General features: G+C 66.8%; 18 protein-coding genes and 1 pseudogene. 10 read left to right on the forward strand and 9 right to left on the reverse strand.

Going from position 1 to position 12,992, the window contains the following annotated elements; translation table 11 throughout:
• Positions 1-324: pseudogene (locus ACIQ2E_RS06340) on the reverse strand (hypothetical protein); the annotation flags it as partial.
• Positions 325-437: 113 nt separating this feature from the next.
• On the opposite strand from ACIQ2E_RS06340, the gene era reads away from it, so the two are divergent.
• From era to trmD, 3 genes are read left to right on the forward strand one after another with little or no spacing between them, the layout of a single operon-like run.
• Positions 438-1,361 (forward strand): GTPase Era, encoded by a 924-nt coding sequence (gene era, locus ACIQ2E_RS06345; protein WP_398327811.1) that lies wholly within the window; start codon positions 438-440, stop codon positions 1,359-1,361.
• A gap of 12 nt (positions 1,362-1,373) precedes the next feature.
• Positions 1,374-1,844 (forward strand): phycobiliprotein lyase, encoded by a 471-nt coding sequence (locus tag ACIQ2E_RS06350; RefSeq protein WP_398327771.1) that lies wholly within the window; start codon positions 1,374-1,376, stop codon positions 1,842-1,844.
• Positions 1,845-1,848: 4 nt separating this feature from the next.
• Positions 1,849-2,547, forward strand: a complete 699-nt coding sequence (gene trmD, locus ACIQ2E_RS06355) for a tRNA (guanosine(37)-N1)-methyltransferase TrmD (RefSeq protein ID WP_398327774.1) — start codon at positions 1,849-1,851, stop codon at positions 2,545-2,547.
• Positions 2,548-2,567: 20 nt separating this feature from the next.
• Here the strand turns inward: trmD and ACIQ2E_RS06360 are convergent, their stop codons facing one another.
• Positions 2,568-3,482, reverse strand: coding sequence for an SPFH domain-containing protein (locus ACIQ2E_RS06360; RefSeq protein WP_398327777.1), 915 nt, complete (start codon positions 3,480-3,482; stop codon positions 2,568-2,570).
• A gap of 57 nt (positions 3,483-3,539) precedes the next feature.
• Here ACIQ2E_RS06360 and ACIQ2E_RS06365 point away from each other — a divergent pair, with 57 nt between their 5' ends.
• The 4 genes from ACIQ2E_RS06365 to larB all read left to right on the forward strand — a co-directional run bounded on the left by ACIQ2E_RS06365 (position 3,540) and on the right by larB (position 5,690).
• Positions 3,540-3,971, forward strand: a complete 432-nt coding sequence (locus tag ACIQ2E_RS06365) for an NfeD family protein (RefSeq protein WP_398327780.1) — start codon at positions 3,540-3,542, stop codon at positions 3,969-3,971.
• A gap of 68 nt (positions 3,972-4,039) precedes the next feature.
• Complete coding sequence (gene ispF, locus ACIQ2E_RS06370) at positions 4,040-4,525, forward strand: 2-C-methyl-D-erythritol 2,4-cyclodiphosphate synthase (RefSeq protein WP_398327783.1); 486 nt, start codon at positions 4,040-4,042, stop codon at positions 4,523-4,525.
• Between the two features lie 47 nt (positions 4,526-4,572).
• Positions 4,573-4,959 carry a TIGR03792 family protein gene (locus tag ACIQ2E_RS06375; RefSeq protein WP_296369510.1) on the forward strand — a complete coding sequence of 129 codons (387 nt, stop codon included), beginning with the start codon at positions 4,573-4,575 and terminating at the stop codon, positions 4,957-4,959.
• A complete protein-coding gene (gene larB / locus ACIQ2E_RS06380; RefSeq protein ID WP_398327787.1) occupies positions 4,956-5,690 on the forward strand; it encodes a nickel pincer cofactor biosynthesis protein LarB in 735 nt (244 codons plus the stop codon). Before ACIQ2E_RS06375 ends, larB begins: the two co-directional genes overlap by 4 nt.
• Here the strand turns inward: larB and ACIQ2E_RS06385 are convergent.
• The 6 genes from ACIQ2E_RS06385 to ACIQ2E_RS06410 all read right to left on the reverse strand — a co-directional run bounded on the left by ACIQ2E_RS06385 (position 5,650) and on the right by ACIQ2E_RS06410 (position 9,625).
• On the reverse strand, positions 5,650-5,808 hold the full coding sequence (locus ACIQ2E_RS06385) for a hypothetical protein (protein ID WP_398327790.1): 159 nt from the start codon (positions 5,806-5,808) through the stop codon (positions 5,650-5,652). The genes larB and ACIQ2E_RS06385 overlap by 41 nt on opposite strands.
• A gap of 107 nt (positions 5,809-5,915) precedes the next feature.
• The gene (locus ACIQ2E_RS06390) at positions 5,916-6,086 is read right to left on the reverse strand and encodes a hypothetical protein (RefSeq protein WP_398327793.1); all 171 of its coding nucleotides are present in this window, start codon (positions 6,084-6,086) and stop codon (positions 5,916-5,918) included.
• A gap of 125 nt (positions 6,087-6,211) precedes the next feature.
• Positions 6,212-7,120 carry a DUF1517 domain-containing protein gene (locus ACIQ2E_RS06395; protein WP_398327814.1) on the reverse strand — a complete coding sequence of 303 codons (909 nt, stop codon included), beginning with the start codon at positions 7,118-7,120 and terminating at the stop codon, positions 6,212-6,214.
• 78 nt (positions 7,121-7,198) lie between these two features.
• The gene (gene thiS, locus ACIQ2E_RS06400) at positions 7,199-7,417 is read right to left on the reverse strand and encodes a sulfur carrier protein ThiS (RefSeq protein WP_398327796.1); all 219 of its coding nucleotides are present in this window, start codon (positions 7,415-7,417) and stop codon (positions 7,199-7,201) included.
• Positions 7,414-8,520: a thiamine phosphate synthase gene (locus ACIQ2E_RS06405; RefSeq protein ID WP_398327799.1), complete on the reverse strand. Its 1,107-nt coding sequence runs from the start codon at positions 8,518-8,520 to the stop codon at positions 7,414-7,416. Before ACIQ2E_RS06405 ends, thiS begins: the two co-directional genes overlap by 4 nt.
• Positions 8,521-8,623: 103 nt before the next feature.
• Positions 8,624-9,625 (reverse strand): bifunctional riboflavin kinase/FAD synthetase, encoded by a 1,002-nt coding sequence (locus ACIQ2E_RS06410; protein WP_398327817.1) that lies wholly within the window; start codon positions 9,623-9,625, stop codon positions 8,624-8,626.
• 91 nt (positions 9,626-9,716) lie between these two features.
• Here ACIQ2E_RS06410 and ACIQ2E_RS06415 point away from each other — a divergent pair, with 91 nt between their 5' ends.
• Positions 9,717-10,295, forward strand: coding sequence for a DUF3611 family protein (locus ACIQ2E_RS06415; RefSeq protein WP_296442966.1), 579 nt, complete (start codon positions 9,717-9,719; stop codon positions 10,293-10,295).
• Here ACIQ2E_RS06415 and surE read toward each other — a convergent pair.
• The gene (gene surE / locus ACIQ2E_RS06420; protein WP_398327802.1) at positions 10,274-11,062 is read right to left on the reverse strand and encodes a 5'/3'-nucleotidase SurE; all 789 of its coding nucleotides are present in this window, start codon (positions 11,060-11,062) and stop codon (positions 10,274-10,276) included. The two genes, ACIQ2E_RS06415 and surE, sit on opposite strands and share 22 nt — an antisense overlap.
• Positions 11,063-11,130: 68 nt before the next feature.
• Here surE and pheS point away from each other — a divergent pair, with 68 nt between their 5' ends.
• The gene (pheS, locus tag ACIQ2E_RS06425) at positions 11,131-12,138 is read left to right on the forward strand and encodes a phenylalanine--tRNA ligase subunit alpha (RefSeq protein WP_398327805.1); all 1,008 of its coding nucleotides are present in this window, start codon (positions 11,131-11,133) and stop codon (positions 12,136-12,138) included.
• Positions 12,139-12,216: 78 nt separating this feature from the next.
• A partial coding sequence (locus ACIQ2E_RS06430) for an NAD(+) kinase (RefSeq protein ID WP_398327808.1) occupies positions 12,217-12,992 on the forward strand: 776 nt, incomplete at its 3' end.

The following is a 12,992-nucleotide window of genomic DNA, read 5'->3' on the forward strand; positions in this document are numbered from 1 at the left end:
ATCACCATTGCGCTGATGGTGCAGGGCCATCGCGGTGCTCATCGCCAGATTGCGTGCGCTCAGATCCACCACGCCATCGCCAGCCAGCCGCAGTGACAACACCACAGGATCCGGCAAGCGATCCATCAGCGGAGACTCGCCCGCCAGCGACACCACAAAAAAGCCGCGGGCCCCATCTCGGCTGGCCACCAGTTCAGCCACACGATCGCTGAGCACCTCATCACTGAGCTCGCCGTTCTCCCACAGTGCCAGCCATTGAGCCGTAATCTCCATGGCCTGCTGGAAGGTGGGCTGAAGCGGTGTGCGGTCGATGTTCTCGGTCATCAGCGCGGGGACCCAAATGAACGGCGGGCTGCCATGGTGACGTTATGGAACCAAGCCACCCCACCGACCCGCTGCCGCCGTTTCCAGATCTGAGCGACCTGCCGGCTGAGGCGATGGCCGATGGCTTCCAGTTGGGCCATAGCCCTGAAGGCTTCCGCTCCGGCTTTGTGGCCCTGGTGGGGCGGCCCAATGTGGGCAAATCCACCCTGCTGAATCAGTTGGTGGGCGAGAAGGTGGCGATCACCTCCCCCATCGCACAGACCACGCGCAACCGCCTGCGCGCCATCCTCACCACCCCCTCCGCCCAGCTGGTGCTGGTGGACACCCCCGGCATCCACAAACCGCACCATCTACTGGGGGAGCGCCTGGTGCAAACCGCCCGCGGTGCCATCGGCGAGGTGGATCTGGTGCTTTTGCTGGTGGATGGCAGCCAACCGGCAGGCCGCGGGGATGGTTTCATCGTTGACCTGTTGGCCCACGCCCGGGCGCCGGTACATGTGGCGCTCAACAAGCACGACTTGGTGGATCCAGCGCAGGCCGCTGACCTGGAGGCGAGCTACCGCGAACGGATTGCCGACTGGCCGCTGCACCCGGTGAGCGCCCTCACCGGCGATGGCACCAGTGACCTGGTGGACGCTCTGTCAGCGGCCCTGCCAGAAGGACCGCATCTCTACCCCCCCGATGCGGTGAGCGATCAGCCGGAACAGCTGCTGCTGGCGGAGTTGATCCGCGAGCAGGTGCTGCAATACACCCGCGAGGAAGTGCCCCACTCGGTGGCTGTGCAGATCGAGCGCATCGTGGACGACGGTCCGCGGACGGCCGTGCTGGCCACGGTGCTGGTGGAGCGCAACAGCCAGAAGGGCATTCTGATCGGCAAGGGCGGGCGAATGCTGCGGGAGATCGGCAGCGGCGCCCGCCAGCAGATGCAGAAGCTGATCAACGGGCCGGTGTATCTGGAGTTGTTCGTGAAGGTGGTGCCCAACTGGCGCCGCAGTGCTTCCCGCCTGGCGGAACTGGGCTACCGGGGGGACAGCTGAGAGAATCCAGCGATGAGCGATCCCGCCACCTTTCCCCCCGCCACGATCGAGGCCTTCCTGCGCTTCTGCGAAGGCGAGTGGATGAGCCTACGTTCACGCTTTGTGCTCGGCGGCGCCGCCGAGACTGGCGCGGGCGATGAATGGCACAGCAGCGAGCGCGGTGAGCTGGTTGTGCGTTACCTGGAGGGTGCTCCGGGCGGCTTGAGCGTGGGTCCGAAAGACCAGCCACCGCGACAGCTCCTGTTTGCAGCTGATGGCAGCTTCAGCGCGGGTGATCAACAGGGCAGCTGGACCCTCTGGCCCGACGGCAGCCTCGAGCTGGTGAACGAGAACAACGGCACCGAGCTGCGCGAGCGCATCTGGTTCAACAAGCCCAACCTGCGCCTTCGTTCCACCATTGAGCAACCGGCCGACGGTCTGCCCGGGCGAGCCAGCTTCAGCTCTGAGATTCGGCGGGTGAGCAAGCCGACCGCAGCCGCCTGATCCGATGCGCCTTGATGTGGTGAGCCTGGCCCCCGAGGCGTTCGCCCCGCTACAGGGCCTGGGCGTCATCGGCCGCGCCTTCGCTGCCGGGCGGGCTGCACTGCACGTGCACAACCCCCGCGATTTCGCCCCCGACCGCTACCGCAAGGTGGACGATGAGCCCTACGGCGGCGGCGCTGGCATGGTGCTCAAACCTGAGCCGGTGTATGCGGCGGTGGAGAGCATCCCCGTGCTGACGAGGCGGCGGGTGCTCCTGATGAGCCCCCAGGGGACCCCACTGGAGCAGGCCGATCTACGCCGCTGGGCGGCGGACTACGACCAGCTCATTTTTCTTTGTGGCCACTACGAAGGCTTCGATGAGCGCATCCGCGCCTTGGCCGATGAAGAGGTGTCGATCGGCGATTTCGTGCTCACCGGCGGCGAACTGCCGGCGATGACGATCATCAACGGCGTGGTGAGGCTGCTGCCAGGAACCGTTGGCACCGAAGCCTGCCTTGAAGAGGAAAGCCACAGCGCCCTGCTACTGGAGCATCCCCACTACACCCGCCCCGCCGACTTCCGTGGCATGACGGTGCCCGACGTGCTGCGCAGCGGCGACCACGGCGCCATCGCTCGCTGGCGATCCCAACAACAGCAGGAGCGAACCCAGCGGCGCCGCCCCGACCTCTACGCCCGCTGGCGGGTGCAGCAACAGCAGCAGTAGCTGCAGTGCAGGACGGCCGCTCAGACCTGTGGCTTCTGTAGATCCCGCAGCGCCGTGAGCAGGGAAGCGGGGCTCTGAGGATCCACCATCAGCACACTGCCGGCAGGGGCGTTCGCCATCTGTTCGCCCATGGCCATCCAGTCGCGGGCGAGGAGCAAGCGAATCGCTTCAGCCGCCTGGGGGTTGGCCTGCATCGCCTCGGCCAGGCGTATTGCGGCATCGGCGCGGGCCTGTGCCAAGAGGGTTTGCTGCTGTGCCTGGGCCTCAGCCTCCAGCACAAGAGCCTGCTGCTTGGCCTTGGCATCGAGCACCAGCGCCTCGGCCCGGCCACGGGCCGCGTTGAGCTGCGACTCGCGCTCCCCCTCAGAGCGCAGGATCGCGGCGCGCTTCTCGCGCTCGGCGGTCATCTGCTGCTCCATCGCCTGCTGCACGCCCCGGGAGGGTTGGATGTCGCGCAACTCGACGCGGGTGACCTTCACGCCCCAGGGGTCTGTGGCCTGATCCAGCTCGCGCAGCAGCGCTTCATTCACTTCCTGGCGGGTGGTGAAGGTTTGATCGAGATCGAGCTTGCCCATCTCGGCGCGGATCTGGGTGAGCACCAGATTCACCATCGCCGCCTGCAGGTTGTCTACCGCGTAGTAGGCGCGGGAGTGCTCCAGCAGCTGCCAATAGACCACGGCATCCACTTCGATCGCCACGTTGTCGCGGGTGATGCATTGCTGCGGCGGGATATCGAGCACTCGCTCCTTCAGCGATTCATGGCTCACCACCCGCTCCACCACCGGCAACACAAACGACAGCCCCGGCTGCAGCTGGCGGTCGTACTTACCGAGCCGCTCCACCAGCCGTGACTGGCCGCCGCTGGTGACCTTCACCCCGTTGATCCCAAGAAAGGCAATCACCGCCAGAGCTGGCAAGCCGAAGAGGGTTTCCACAGGCCACGGGGCGCACTGGCTTCAAGCTAGGCAGCATGAGCGCGTTGCTCCACAGCCATGGTTCCAGCTCCGTTGATCTGGTTTCTGCTGGGCCTCGGTCTTTTGGCAGCGGAATGGCTCGGGGCTGAGTTCGATGGGCTACTGGCGGCGGCACTAGCGGCCTTGGCGTTGTCGGTGCTCACGGCGCTGGCGCCGGGCCTGGCGCTGGTCGGGCAGCTGCTGCTGTTCGCTGCCGCCTCGGCTGGGGTGCTGCTGCTGCTGCAGCGCTGGTCGCGGCGCCAGGCGCGCTCAATTCCAGCCAGTGGAGCCAGCGAACAGGCCACCGTGATCAGCGGCTTCACCAGCAACGAAACCAGTGGACGGGTGCGATGGCAAGGCCAGAGCTGGGCGGCGACCAACCTCGACCCCCGGCGCAGCATGGTGCCGGGCGAAGCAGTGCTGGTGATGGGGCGCGATGGCAACCAGCTGCAGGTGCTCAGCGCGGAGTGAGCACCTGCTCTCAAAACAGACGGAGATAGGGTCGGGCCAGACATCCAGAGCGTCATCGCCCCATCCCCATGCAGCTCCGCCTTGGCAACGGTTACGACATCCACCGCCTGGTGCCGGGCCGGCCGCTGATCCTCGGGGGCCAACAACTGAAGCATCCCGCCGGCCTGGGCCTTGATGGCCACAGCGATGCCGACGTGCTGGTGCACGCCATCATGGATGCCCTCCTCGGCGCCCTCTCCCTGGGCGACATCGGCAAATACTTTCCTCCCGACGATCCGCAGTGGAAGGGAGCCGACAGCCTGGTGCTGCTGGAGCAGGTGGTGGCGCTGGTGGCCGACCGGGGCTGGAGCGTGATCAATGTGGATTCGGTGGTGATTGCTGAGCGCCCCAAACTCAAACCTCACATCGAAGCGATGCGCACCGCCATTGCCGCCCGGATGGGTCTGGAACCTGATCAGGTGGGTGTGAAAGCCACCACCAACGAAAAGCTGGGGCCGGAGGGCCGCGAGGAGGGGATCTCCTGCCAGGCGGTGGCCCTGCTGCAGAAGCCATGAGCCGGCGCACGCTGGCTAGGGTTTTGGCCCATACGCTTTGCTTGCTGATGCTGCTGGCCGGCCATCCCGATGTGGCGATCGCAGAGCAGCAACAGCCGGGCGGCACCTTTGAGGTAGCGGTGGTGGAGCACCTGCGGGTGAAGGTGCCCGCTGAAGCCCGCCAAGCCTGGCTGGAAGCCGAACGGGGCAGCTGGGAACCCTGGCTGGCGCAGCAAGAGGGCTATCTGGGACGCGATCTGCTCTGGGATCCTGAGCGAGAAGAGGGCACGCTTCTGATCCGCTGGGCCAGCCGCGAGCAATGGAAAGCCATCCCGTTGGGCGAGGTGGAAGCCGTGCAGGAGCGCTTCGAGCAATTGGCCCGCCAAGCCACCGGCACCCGGCAAGGCAATCCCTTCCCGCTGGTGTTTGAAGGCGAGCTACAGCCGGCAGCATGACCGAAACCGCTCGGCTCGATCTGCAGCGCCGCCAACGGATCGGCATGGTGGAGGCCATCTGGGGCGAGCACAAAACCGCCGAGCAGATCGCGTCGATCCTGATGCGGCTGAAGCGTGCAGGAGAACTGGCGCTGGCCACCCGCGTGGATGCCGCCAAAGCGCAGGTCGTGGCGGAGCTGATCGAGGCCGAAACGTCAGGCGAGGCGCTCCTGGAGCAGTTGCGCTTTCATGCCGACGCCCGCTGCCTGAGCCTCGGGGATCCCGCGCCGCCGCGGCAAGAGCTCGGTGAGGTGCTAGTGCTCAGCGGCGGCACCAGTGATCTGCCGGTGGCCAGCGAAGCGCAGCTGGCCCTGCACTGGCATGGGGTGCGCTGCGAGACGTTGCTGGACGTCGGCGTGGCGGGGCTGCATCGGCTGCTGGGCCAGCTGGAGCGGCTGGAGCAGGCCCAGGTGCTGATCGCCTGCGCCGGGATGGAAGGGGCTCTGCCCACCGTGTTGGCCGGCCTGGTGCCACAACCGGTGATTGGGGTGCCGGTGAGCGTGGGCTATGGGGTGAGCGCCGGCGGCCAGGCAGCCCTGCACGGGATGCTGGCCAGCTGCGCCCCGGGGTTGAGCGTGGTGAACATCGACAACGGCTACGGCGCCGCAATGGCCGCCCTGCGGATCCTCAACAGTGGGCTGGGCCGCAGCCTCAACAATGGCCGCGCAATGGCTCGCGTGCAGGAGCCTTGAGCTCCAGCATCGCCTCCACCCACAGCTGCATCGAGCGGGGCAGCCGGCGTTGTTCGTAGCGCTCCAGGGCCTCGAGCAGCACGGGGCTGTTCACCCAGTGCAGAGAGCGCGCTGCCATCCGAGCCGTTCAGCTGAGCCGCACTGTGCGGGGTTGCGGGAGCCACGGCAACCCACCGAGGCCAACCTGAAGATCGGCTTCAGGGTTAGACCGTTGAAGGCGGGGAATCAGCCGTCTTGAGCGCGGCGGCCCAGGCACTGCTGCAGCTCGCGGGAGCGCTCCTCGGTTTCCACCTGATGCAGACGGCTCAGCAAAGCGTGCAGATCGCTACCTGCCAATTCGCCATTGGCCTGCCATTTCATGGCACGGGTTTCGGAATGGCGAACGGAGCCGGGCACGCAAGGGCAATGAAGTGGCCATCAACCTAAACATCCAGCCCGCCGCCAACCGCACTTACAACACCCATTCAGCGGAAGAGTTTCTGTAATTCGCCAAATCTTCAGAAAAAGCGAAGATCACCGCCTCAGAGATGCTTCAGATCGGGGTAGGCCGTGATCAATTCATCGGCGCTCAACACCTCGCCTGCGCCTTCGGGCTGCCAGATCACCTCAAGCGCCAACAGCTGATCGGAAGGCACCGAACCCACCACCCGCAGCGCCTCGCGCAGATCCTCACTGCCATTCACCGGCTTCAGGGTGATGCGGCTGCGGCTGGCCACCAACAGGGTCACAGCGATGTAATCGCTGGTGGCATCGGCATCACCAGCGCTGGCCGACGACGCCACGCCGCGGGAGCCGCCCACGTTGGTGGTGATCTCGCCGGCGAGCTTGCTGCGCTCGGTCATCGAGAGGCGGTTGAAGGTGGATTCAGCCGCCTGGAAGGGCACCTGACCCACCTCAGCGTTGGCGTACACCCACAGATCGGGATGACGCAGCAGCGCCAGGGTGCTGTCTTGAAGCACCCTCTGCAAACCGCTGCTGCTGCTGGTATCGGAGCTGGCAGCCAGGCTGCGCAGATCGCGCTGCAGCTCGCGGGCCGAGGCCAACAGACCCACCTGAAGCTGCGCAATCGCCACGGGGCCATCGGGCTGGTAGGTGCCGAGATCGCCGCCGCGCATGCCAGCGGGCAAGGCCTGTCCGCCGCTGCCACCGCCACGGAAGGCATTCAGCACCAAGCCCACCACCGCCATCAGCACCAGGAAGCCGAACAGGCCACCACCGCCGAAGAAAAACGGCACGATGAACGGAAAGCCAATGCCGCCGCCCAAGCCGCGCTGGTAGCCCCCACCGCTGTAACCGCCGCCGCCGTAGCTGCGGGGGATGGGAGCGGAGCGAAAGCTGCCGCCACCGATGCGGCCGCCACTGGCGGCATCCGCAGGCTGAGGGGCCAGCACCACAAGCGCCAGGGCCGCACTGAGCAGCGCAGGAAGCATCAGGCGACGAAACAAACGACGCAGCAGCGGCGTGGAGTGCTGTTCAGGCAAAACCAACCCCAGGAATTGCCATGAAATCTAAGAACCACCCCCCACGATGGTGACCACTTCCACGGCATCGGCTTCCCGTACGGGCTGATCTGCCCAACAGGCCCGGGGCAGGATCTCGCCGTTGAACTCCACCACCACCAGCTGTGGCTTGTAGCCACGCAGCTCCAGCAGCTGCAGCAGCGACAGCCCTGCAGGGCACGGAATCGGATCACCGTTCAGGCGCACTTCGATCGTGGATTCGCTCATCGGCCCAGTTCAACATCCGCGCCGCCATCGGCTTCAGCGGAGCCGAGCAGCGCCAGAAGCTCGCGGCTGGCTGCCGCGGGATCCGGGGCCGCGGTGATCGCCCGCACCACCGCCACCCGGCTGCAGCCCACGGCCTGAACCGCTGCCAGATTGCCGGCCTCGATGCCACCGATGGCAAAACAGGGGATCGGGCTTTCTGCCACCGCCTGGCGCACATAGTCGAGCCCCACGGGCTCACGACCGGGCTTGGTGGACGTGGCGTTCACCGGTCCCACACCCACGTAGTCGCAGCCATCAGCAACCGCCTCACGCAGCTGGCTGAGGGCGTGGGTGCTGCGGCCAATCAGCTTCTCGGGGCCGAGCAGCCGCCGGGCCAGCGCCGGCGGCAGATCGCCCTGCCCCAGATGCACGCCATCGGCATCCACCGCCAGGGCGATGTCGATGCGGTCGTTCACCAGAAACAGGGCGCCATAACGGCTACAGAGCTGGCGCAGCGCCTGGGCTTGCGCCAACCGGTCTGCATCGGTGATCGATGCACCATCAGCGCCCAGGCTGCCCTCCTTGGCGCGGTACTGCACCAGGCGCACGCCACCCTCAAGCGCTGCTTCCACCACAGCCTCGAGCTGTGGGGATGGACTGGTGATCAGATACAGCCGGCTGCTTTGCATCTGCGCCCGGCGCTGATCGCCTTCCGGGCAGGCCCGCAGCAACTCCACCTCCAGGTCGTAGAGGGCATAGCGAATCGCGGCAGCCTCCGCGGCAAGGATTGGGTCCTCCGCGCGGCCGAATTCCTCCAGCACCCGCAGCGCCTCCTGCACCCGGCCGCAGTTGGCCGCCACCACCGCCGCAGGCTCATGCCGCTCAGCCTGGGCGGGGTGGGCCATCCCTGCCGCCACATCGCCGGCTGTATGCCGCGCCTGCTTGTAGCGATCGGCATGGAGCAGCCCCAACCGCTGGCGCAGATCCTTGAGCCGGGCCACCAGATCGGCACGATCGAGGCCGAAGCGGCACCAGTCTTCCACCACCCGCAGGCCCTCGCGGGCGCGATCGAGGTTGGCGTCGAGCAGGCGCAACACCGGCTGGGGTTGTGCGGGGGCCGTCATAAACAGAACTGAGGCGAGAAGGGCTGTTTAGGGTGTGCGCACACATGCCATCACAGGGGCCATGGCGCAGGGCGGATCCGACAGCCCAATGCTGGTGCTGATCTCAGGGATTCTGCTGCTGGGGGCTATCGCCGCCTTCATCAGCTGGGGCCTGGCCAACGCTTACCCCGCCGGCTGAACCCAACAGCTGCTCAGCCGTAGCCGCATCACGGGCGATCTGCGCCACCAGCGCTTCGAGGCTCTCGAAACGCTGCTGTTGCCGCAGCAGGGCCACCGGCTCCACCAGCAGCTCCGCCCCCTCCAGCTCCAGGCGCCTGCCCAGCAGGTGCACCTCCACTGCCGAGGGAGCCGTGGGATCCACCGTGGGCTGGGGGCCGAGATTCATCACCGCGGCCAGGCGCTGGCCAGGGAGTAGTTCACCCTGCAGCCACACCCAGGCGGCATACACACCCTGCTGGGGCAGAAACTTGCGCCCATCCACCTGCAGGTTGGCAGTGGGCCAACCCAGTTCGCGGCCCAGGCCGCGCCCCCGCACCACCCGACCACCAAAGCGATAGGGCCGTTCCAACAGGGCAGCCGCCTCCTGCAGCTGTCCGGCCTCGAGCGCCCGGCGGATCCGGCTGCTGCTCAAGCGGCCGGTGCTGTCGCTGAGGATCGGCTGAACCAGCAGCGCAATGCCGCGCTCAGCGCATAAATCCCGCAGCGTGTGGATATCGCCAGCGCGGCCGGCGCCGAAGCGGAAGTTCTCGCCCACAGCCACCAACTGGGCCTGCAGTTGCTGCACCAGCACCTGCTCCACAAAGTGCTCCGGGCTGAGGGCCGCCAGCTCCGGTGTGAACGGCACCAGCACCAGCTGCTCGATGCCGAGAGGCTCCAGCAGATCAATTTTTTCGGCGGGGAGATCCAGGCGCAGCCGGGCCTCGCCGTAGAGCACCTCGCGCGGATGGGGCCAGAAGCTCACCACCGTGGGCACCAGTTGCGCTGGCGCGGCCCGCTCGACCACCGCAGCAATCACCCGGCGGTGCCCCCGGTGCAGCCCATCAAAACTGCCCAGGGCAATGGCTGTGGGCCTTGCGGCTTGCTCAGGACTGCGCAGAGGAATCAAGGCCGTTTCACCAACAAGCGCATCCAGGCCCTCGCCCCAGGCATCCTCCCATGGCAGGTTTGGGCCATCTCCGGCGCCCTCGCTCCTTCCCATGGCCGATCGCCTCGACCTGCAACTGATCTCGGCTGCCCTACGGCGGATGGGCTGGATTCGGCTCTGGTCCCAGGTGGTGCTGGGGGTTGTGGTGCTGGGTGTGCTGCTCTTCAACAACATCGGTGGTCAGATCGCTGCCCGCGCCGACAAAGCCTTAGGCCTGGGGCCAGGGCTGTCGCTCACGAGCCTGGCCTTTGTGGTGCTGCTCTGGTCGATCTGGCAGAGCGGCCTGATCGTGCGCTGCGGGCGGGCCCTCAACGGTCCGGTGCACCCCAGCAAAGGTGAAACTGCCCGGCTGATCAAACGCAGCGTGCTGGCCGACCTGGTGGGTCTCACCCTCGGAACCGTGGGCTACCAATCGCTGGCCGGAAGCCTGTTTGTGCAGGCCTCGATGCAGGCGGGCTTCGCCTTCGGCGGAGCCATGACCACCCCGGGCGGGAGGATCACCAACTATCCGATCACCTCACTCGAGATGCTGTCGGTATTGAGCAACACGCAGGTGCTGTTTGCCCACGTGATCGGGCTTTGGATCAGCATCTGGATGCTGCAGCGGATCTACCGGCCCAGCGGCAGCTGAGGTAGCGCCGCAGCATCCCCCCTCCAGAACAGCTCTGGCTGCAGCGGCGTCAGCGACACACCGCCAGCGGCCACGTGGGCCACATCAATCGGCCAGTCGGCGGGCCCGGCCACCTCAGCCTCCAGGTCGTTCGCCACCTCACCTGCCAGCCAGTAGTAGGTGCGGCCGCGGGGATCCACCCGCTTGTCGAACTGATCGGTGTAGCGGCGCACGGCCTTGCGGCACCAGCGCAGCGGGCCGATCGCCTCTTCTGCCAACGGCGGCACATTCAGATTGAGCAGCACGCCCTGGGGCCAGCCTGCGGCATGCACCTGCTCCGCCACATCGAGAGCGATGCGGGCAGCGGGATCGAACTGCCGCCACTGGAAATCGGCGCTGCTCACCGCCAGGGCTGGCAGCCCCTCAATCGTGCCTTCCATGGCAGCGCTCACCGTGCCGGAATAAAGGGTGTCGGTGCCGAGGTTGGGGCCGTGGTTGATGCCGGAGAGCACCAGATCAGGCCACTCCTCCAGCAGGGCGAACAGGGCCAGCTTCACGCAGTCGCTGGGGGTGCCACTGCAGGCCCAGGCGGTGATGCCGGGGGCGAACAGCTCGTCAGCCCGCTCCGCCCGCAGGGGGGTCTGCAGGGTGAGGCCGTGGCCGGTGGCGGAGCGCTCCTGATCGGGGCACACCACCGTCACCTGATGACCGCGAGCTGCAGCTTCGGCGGCCAGGGTGCGGATGCCGGCGGCGAACACGCCGTCGTCGTTGCTGATCAGGATCCGCAAGGGGTTGGGGTGACTGCCTGGAGGCTAGAGGCCGTCTTCTTAAAGTCACGGGCTACCGGAACACAGCCGTGAGCGCCACGATCAGCCTGCAGCAGCTCACCGACCAGCTCGATCAGCTGGAGGCTGAAGCCGCCAAGGCTATCGGCGCCGCCTGCTCAGCCAGCGAGCTCGAAGAGCTGCGTGTGGGGCTGCTGGGCAAGAAGGGCAAGCTCTCGGCGGTGCTGGGCGCCATGGGCAAGCTGCCCGGCGATGAGCGGCCGCTGGTGGGCCAGCGGGCCAACGTGCTCAAGGAGCAGGTGCAGGGGCTGCTGAGCGAGCGGCTCTCCGCCGTGAAGGCCGCCGCCATGGCTGAGCGGATCGCCGGAGAAACCCTCGACGTGACCATGCCGGCCACTTACACCCCGGCCGGCCACCGCCATCCCCTGATCAGCACGATCGAAGAGATCGTCGACATCTTTGCCGGCCTCGGTTACCGGGTGGAGGAAGGCCCGGAGATCGAAAGCGACCACTACAACTTCACCGCCCTCAACATCCCGGCGCACCACCCGGCGCGGGACATGCAAGACACCTTTTATCTGAGCGAGCACGAGCTGCTGCGCACCCACACCTCACCGGTGCAGATCCGCCACCTGGAAAAGAACCCGCCGCCGGTGCGGATCGTGGCGCCCGGACGCGTGTATCGCCGCGATGCCGTGGATGCCACCCATTCGCCGGTGTTCCATCAGGTGGAGGTTCTGGCCATCGATGAGGGCCTTGATTTCAGCCACCTGCGCGGCACCGTGACCACCTTTCTGCAGCGCTTCTTCGGCGATCTGCCGGTGCGCTTCCGCGCCAGCTACTTCCCCTTCACCGAGCCTTCCGCCGAGGTGGATGTGCAGTGGCGCGGCCGCTGGCTCGAGGTGATGGGCTGCGGGATGGTGGATCCGGCGGTGCTGGAAGGCCTGGGCATCGACCCCGAGCGCTACAGCGGCTTCGCCGCCGGCTTGGGGGTGGAGCGCTTCTGCATGGTGCGCCACGGCATCGACGACATCCGCCGCCTGTTCACCTCCGACCTCCGCTTCCTGGAGCAGTTCTGAAGCGGAGTTCCGCTGGCGATCAGTGGATCGGAAGGGCACCCATAAAATCAGCTGATCGTCAGCCCTCGTTCCCTGTCAGTGCCCTGCGTCGGCCTCATCGTTAACGACGGCAAGGACCTGGCTCTCGCCACCGCCGACGCCATCGAGACCCGCCTGCGTGGCGCGGGTTATGAGCTGCTGCGGGCCAGCAGCTCCGCAGGGATGGTGGGCTTCGCCAACCCGGATCAGCACCTGCGCGCCAAGGGCCACGCCGCCTGCGTGCCATCCAACTTTGATGCGTCCATGGCGATGGCCATGGTGCTGGGTGGCGACGGCACGGTGCTGTCCGCGGCACGGATGACGGCGCCGATTGATGTGCCGATCCTCACGATCAACACCGGCCATTTGGGCTTCCTGGCCGAAACCTATCTGCCAGAACTTGAGCAGGCCCTCGAGCAGGTGATCGCTGGCGAGTGGACCGTGGAGGAGCGAACCACCCTGGTGGTGAGCGTGATGCGAGGCGAGCAGCGCCGTTGGGAGGTGCTCTGCCTCAACGAGATGGCATTGCACCGCGAACCACTCACCTCGATGTGCCATTTCGAGATCGCCGTGGGCCGCCATGCCCCGGTGGATATCGCCGCCGATGGGGTGATCCTCTCCACTCCCACCGGCTCCACCGCCTATGCCCTCAGTGCCGGCGGCCCGGTGATCACCCCCGATTGCCCTGTTCTGCAACTCACCCCGATCGCACCCCACTCGCTCGCGTCACGGGCGCTGGTGTTCAGCGATCAGGAGCCGGTCACGGTGTTTCCGGCCACGCCCGAGCGGTTGATGATGGTGGTGGATGGCAGCGCTGGTTGCTACGTGTGGCCGGA

This window comes from Vulcanococcus sp. (assembly GCF_044369115.1).
Taxonomy (GTDB): Bacteria; Cyanobacteriota; Cyanobacteriia; order PCC-6307; family Cyanobiaceae; genus Vulcanococcus.

Coding starts and splice junctions, on each gene's coding strand:
- ACIQ2E_RS06415 (WP_296442966.1), top strand. CDS start 9,717: ATGGCCGATCGCCTCGACCTGCAACTGATCTCGGCTGCCCTACGGCGG.
- ACIQ2E_RS06405 (WP_398327799.1), bottom strand. CDS start 8,520: ATGACGGCCCCCGCACAACCCCAGCCGGTGTTGCGCCTGCTCGACGCC.
- ACIQ2E_RS06395 (WP_398327814.1), bottom strand. CDS start 7,120: ATGCTTCCTGCGCTGCTCAGTGCGGCCCTGGCGCTTGTGGTGCTGGCC.
- thiS (WP_398327796.1), bottom strand. CDS start 7,417: ATGAGCGAATCCACGATCGAAGTGCGCCTGAACGGTGATCCGATTCCG.
- ACIQ2E_RS06365 (WP_398327780.1), top strand. CDS start 3,540: ATGGTTCCAGCTCCGTTGATCTGGTTTCTGCTGGGCCTCGGTCTTTTG.
- ACIQ2E_RS06350 (WP_398327771.1), top strand. CDS start 1,374: ATGAGCGATCCCGCCACCTTTCCCCCCGCCACGATCGAGGCCTTCCTG.
- larB (WP_398327787.1), top strand. CDS start 4,956: ATGACCGAAACCGCTCGGCTCGATCTGCAGCGCCGCCAACGGATCGGC.
- ACIQ2E_RS06375 (WP_296369510.1), top strand. CDS start 4,573: ATGCTGCTGGCCGGCCATCCCGATGTGGCGATCGCAGAGCAGCAACAG.
- era (WP_398327811.1), top strand. CDS start 438: ATGGCCGATGGCTTCCAGTTGGGCCATAGCCCTGAAGGCTTCCGCTCC.
- trmD (WP_398327774.1), top strand. CDS start 1,849: ATGCGCCTTGATGTGGTGAGCCTGGCCCCCGAGGCGTTCGCCCCGCTA.
- ispF (WP_398327783.1), top strand. CDS start 4,040: ATGCAGCTCCGCCTTGGCAACGGTTACGACATCCACCGCCTGGTGCCG.
- ACIQ2E_RS06385 (WP_398327790.1), bottom strand. CDS start 5,808: ATGGCAGCGCGCTCTCTGCACTGGGTGAACAGCCCCGTGCTGCTCGAG.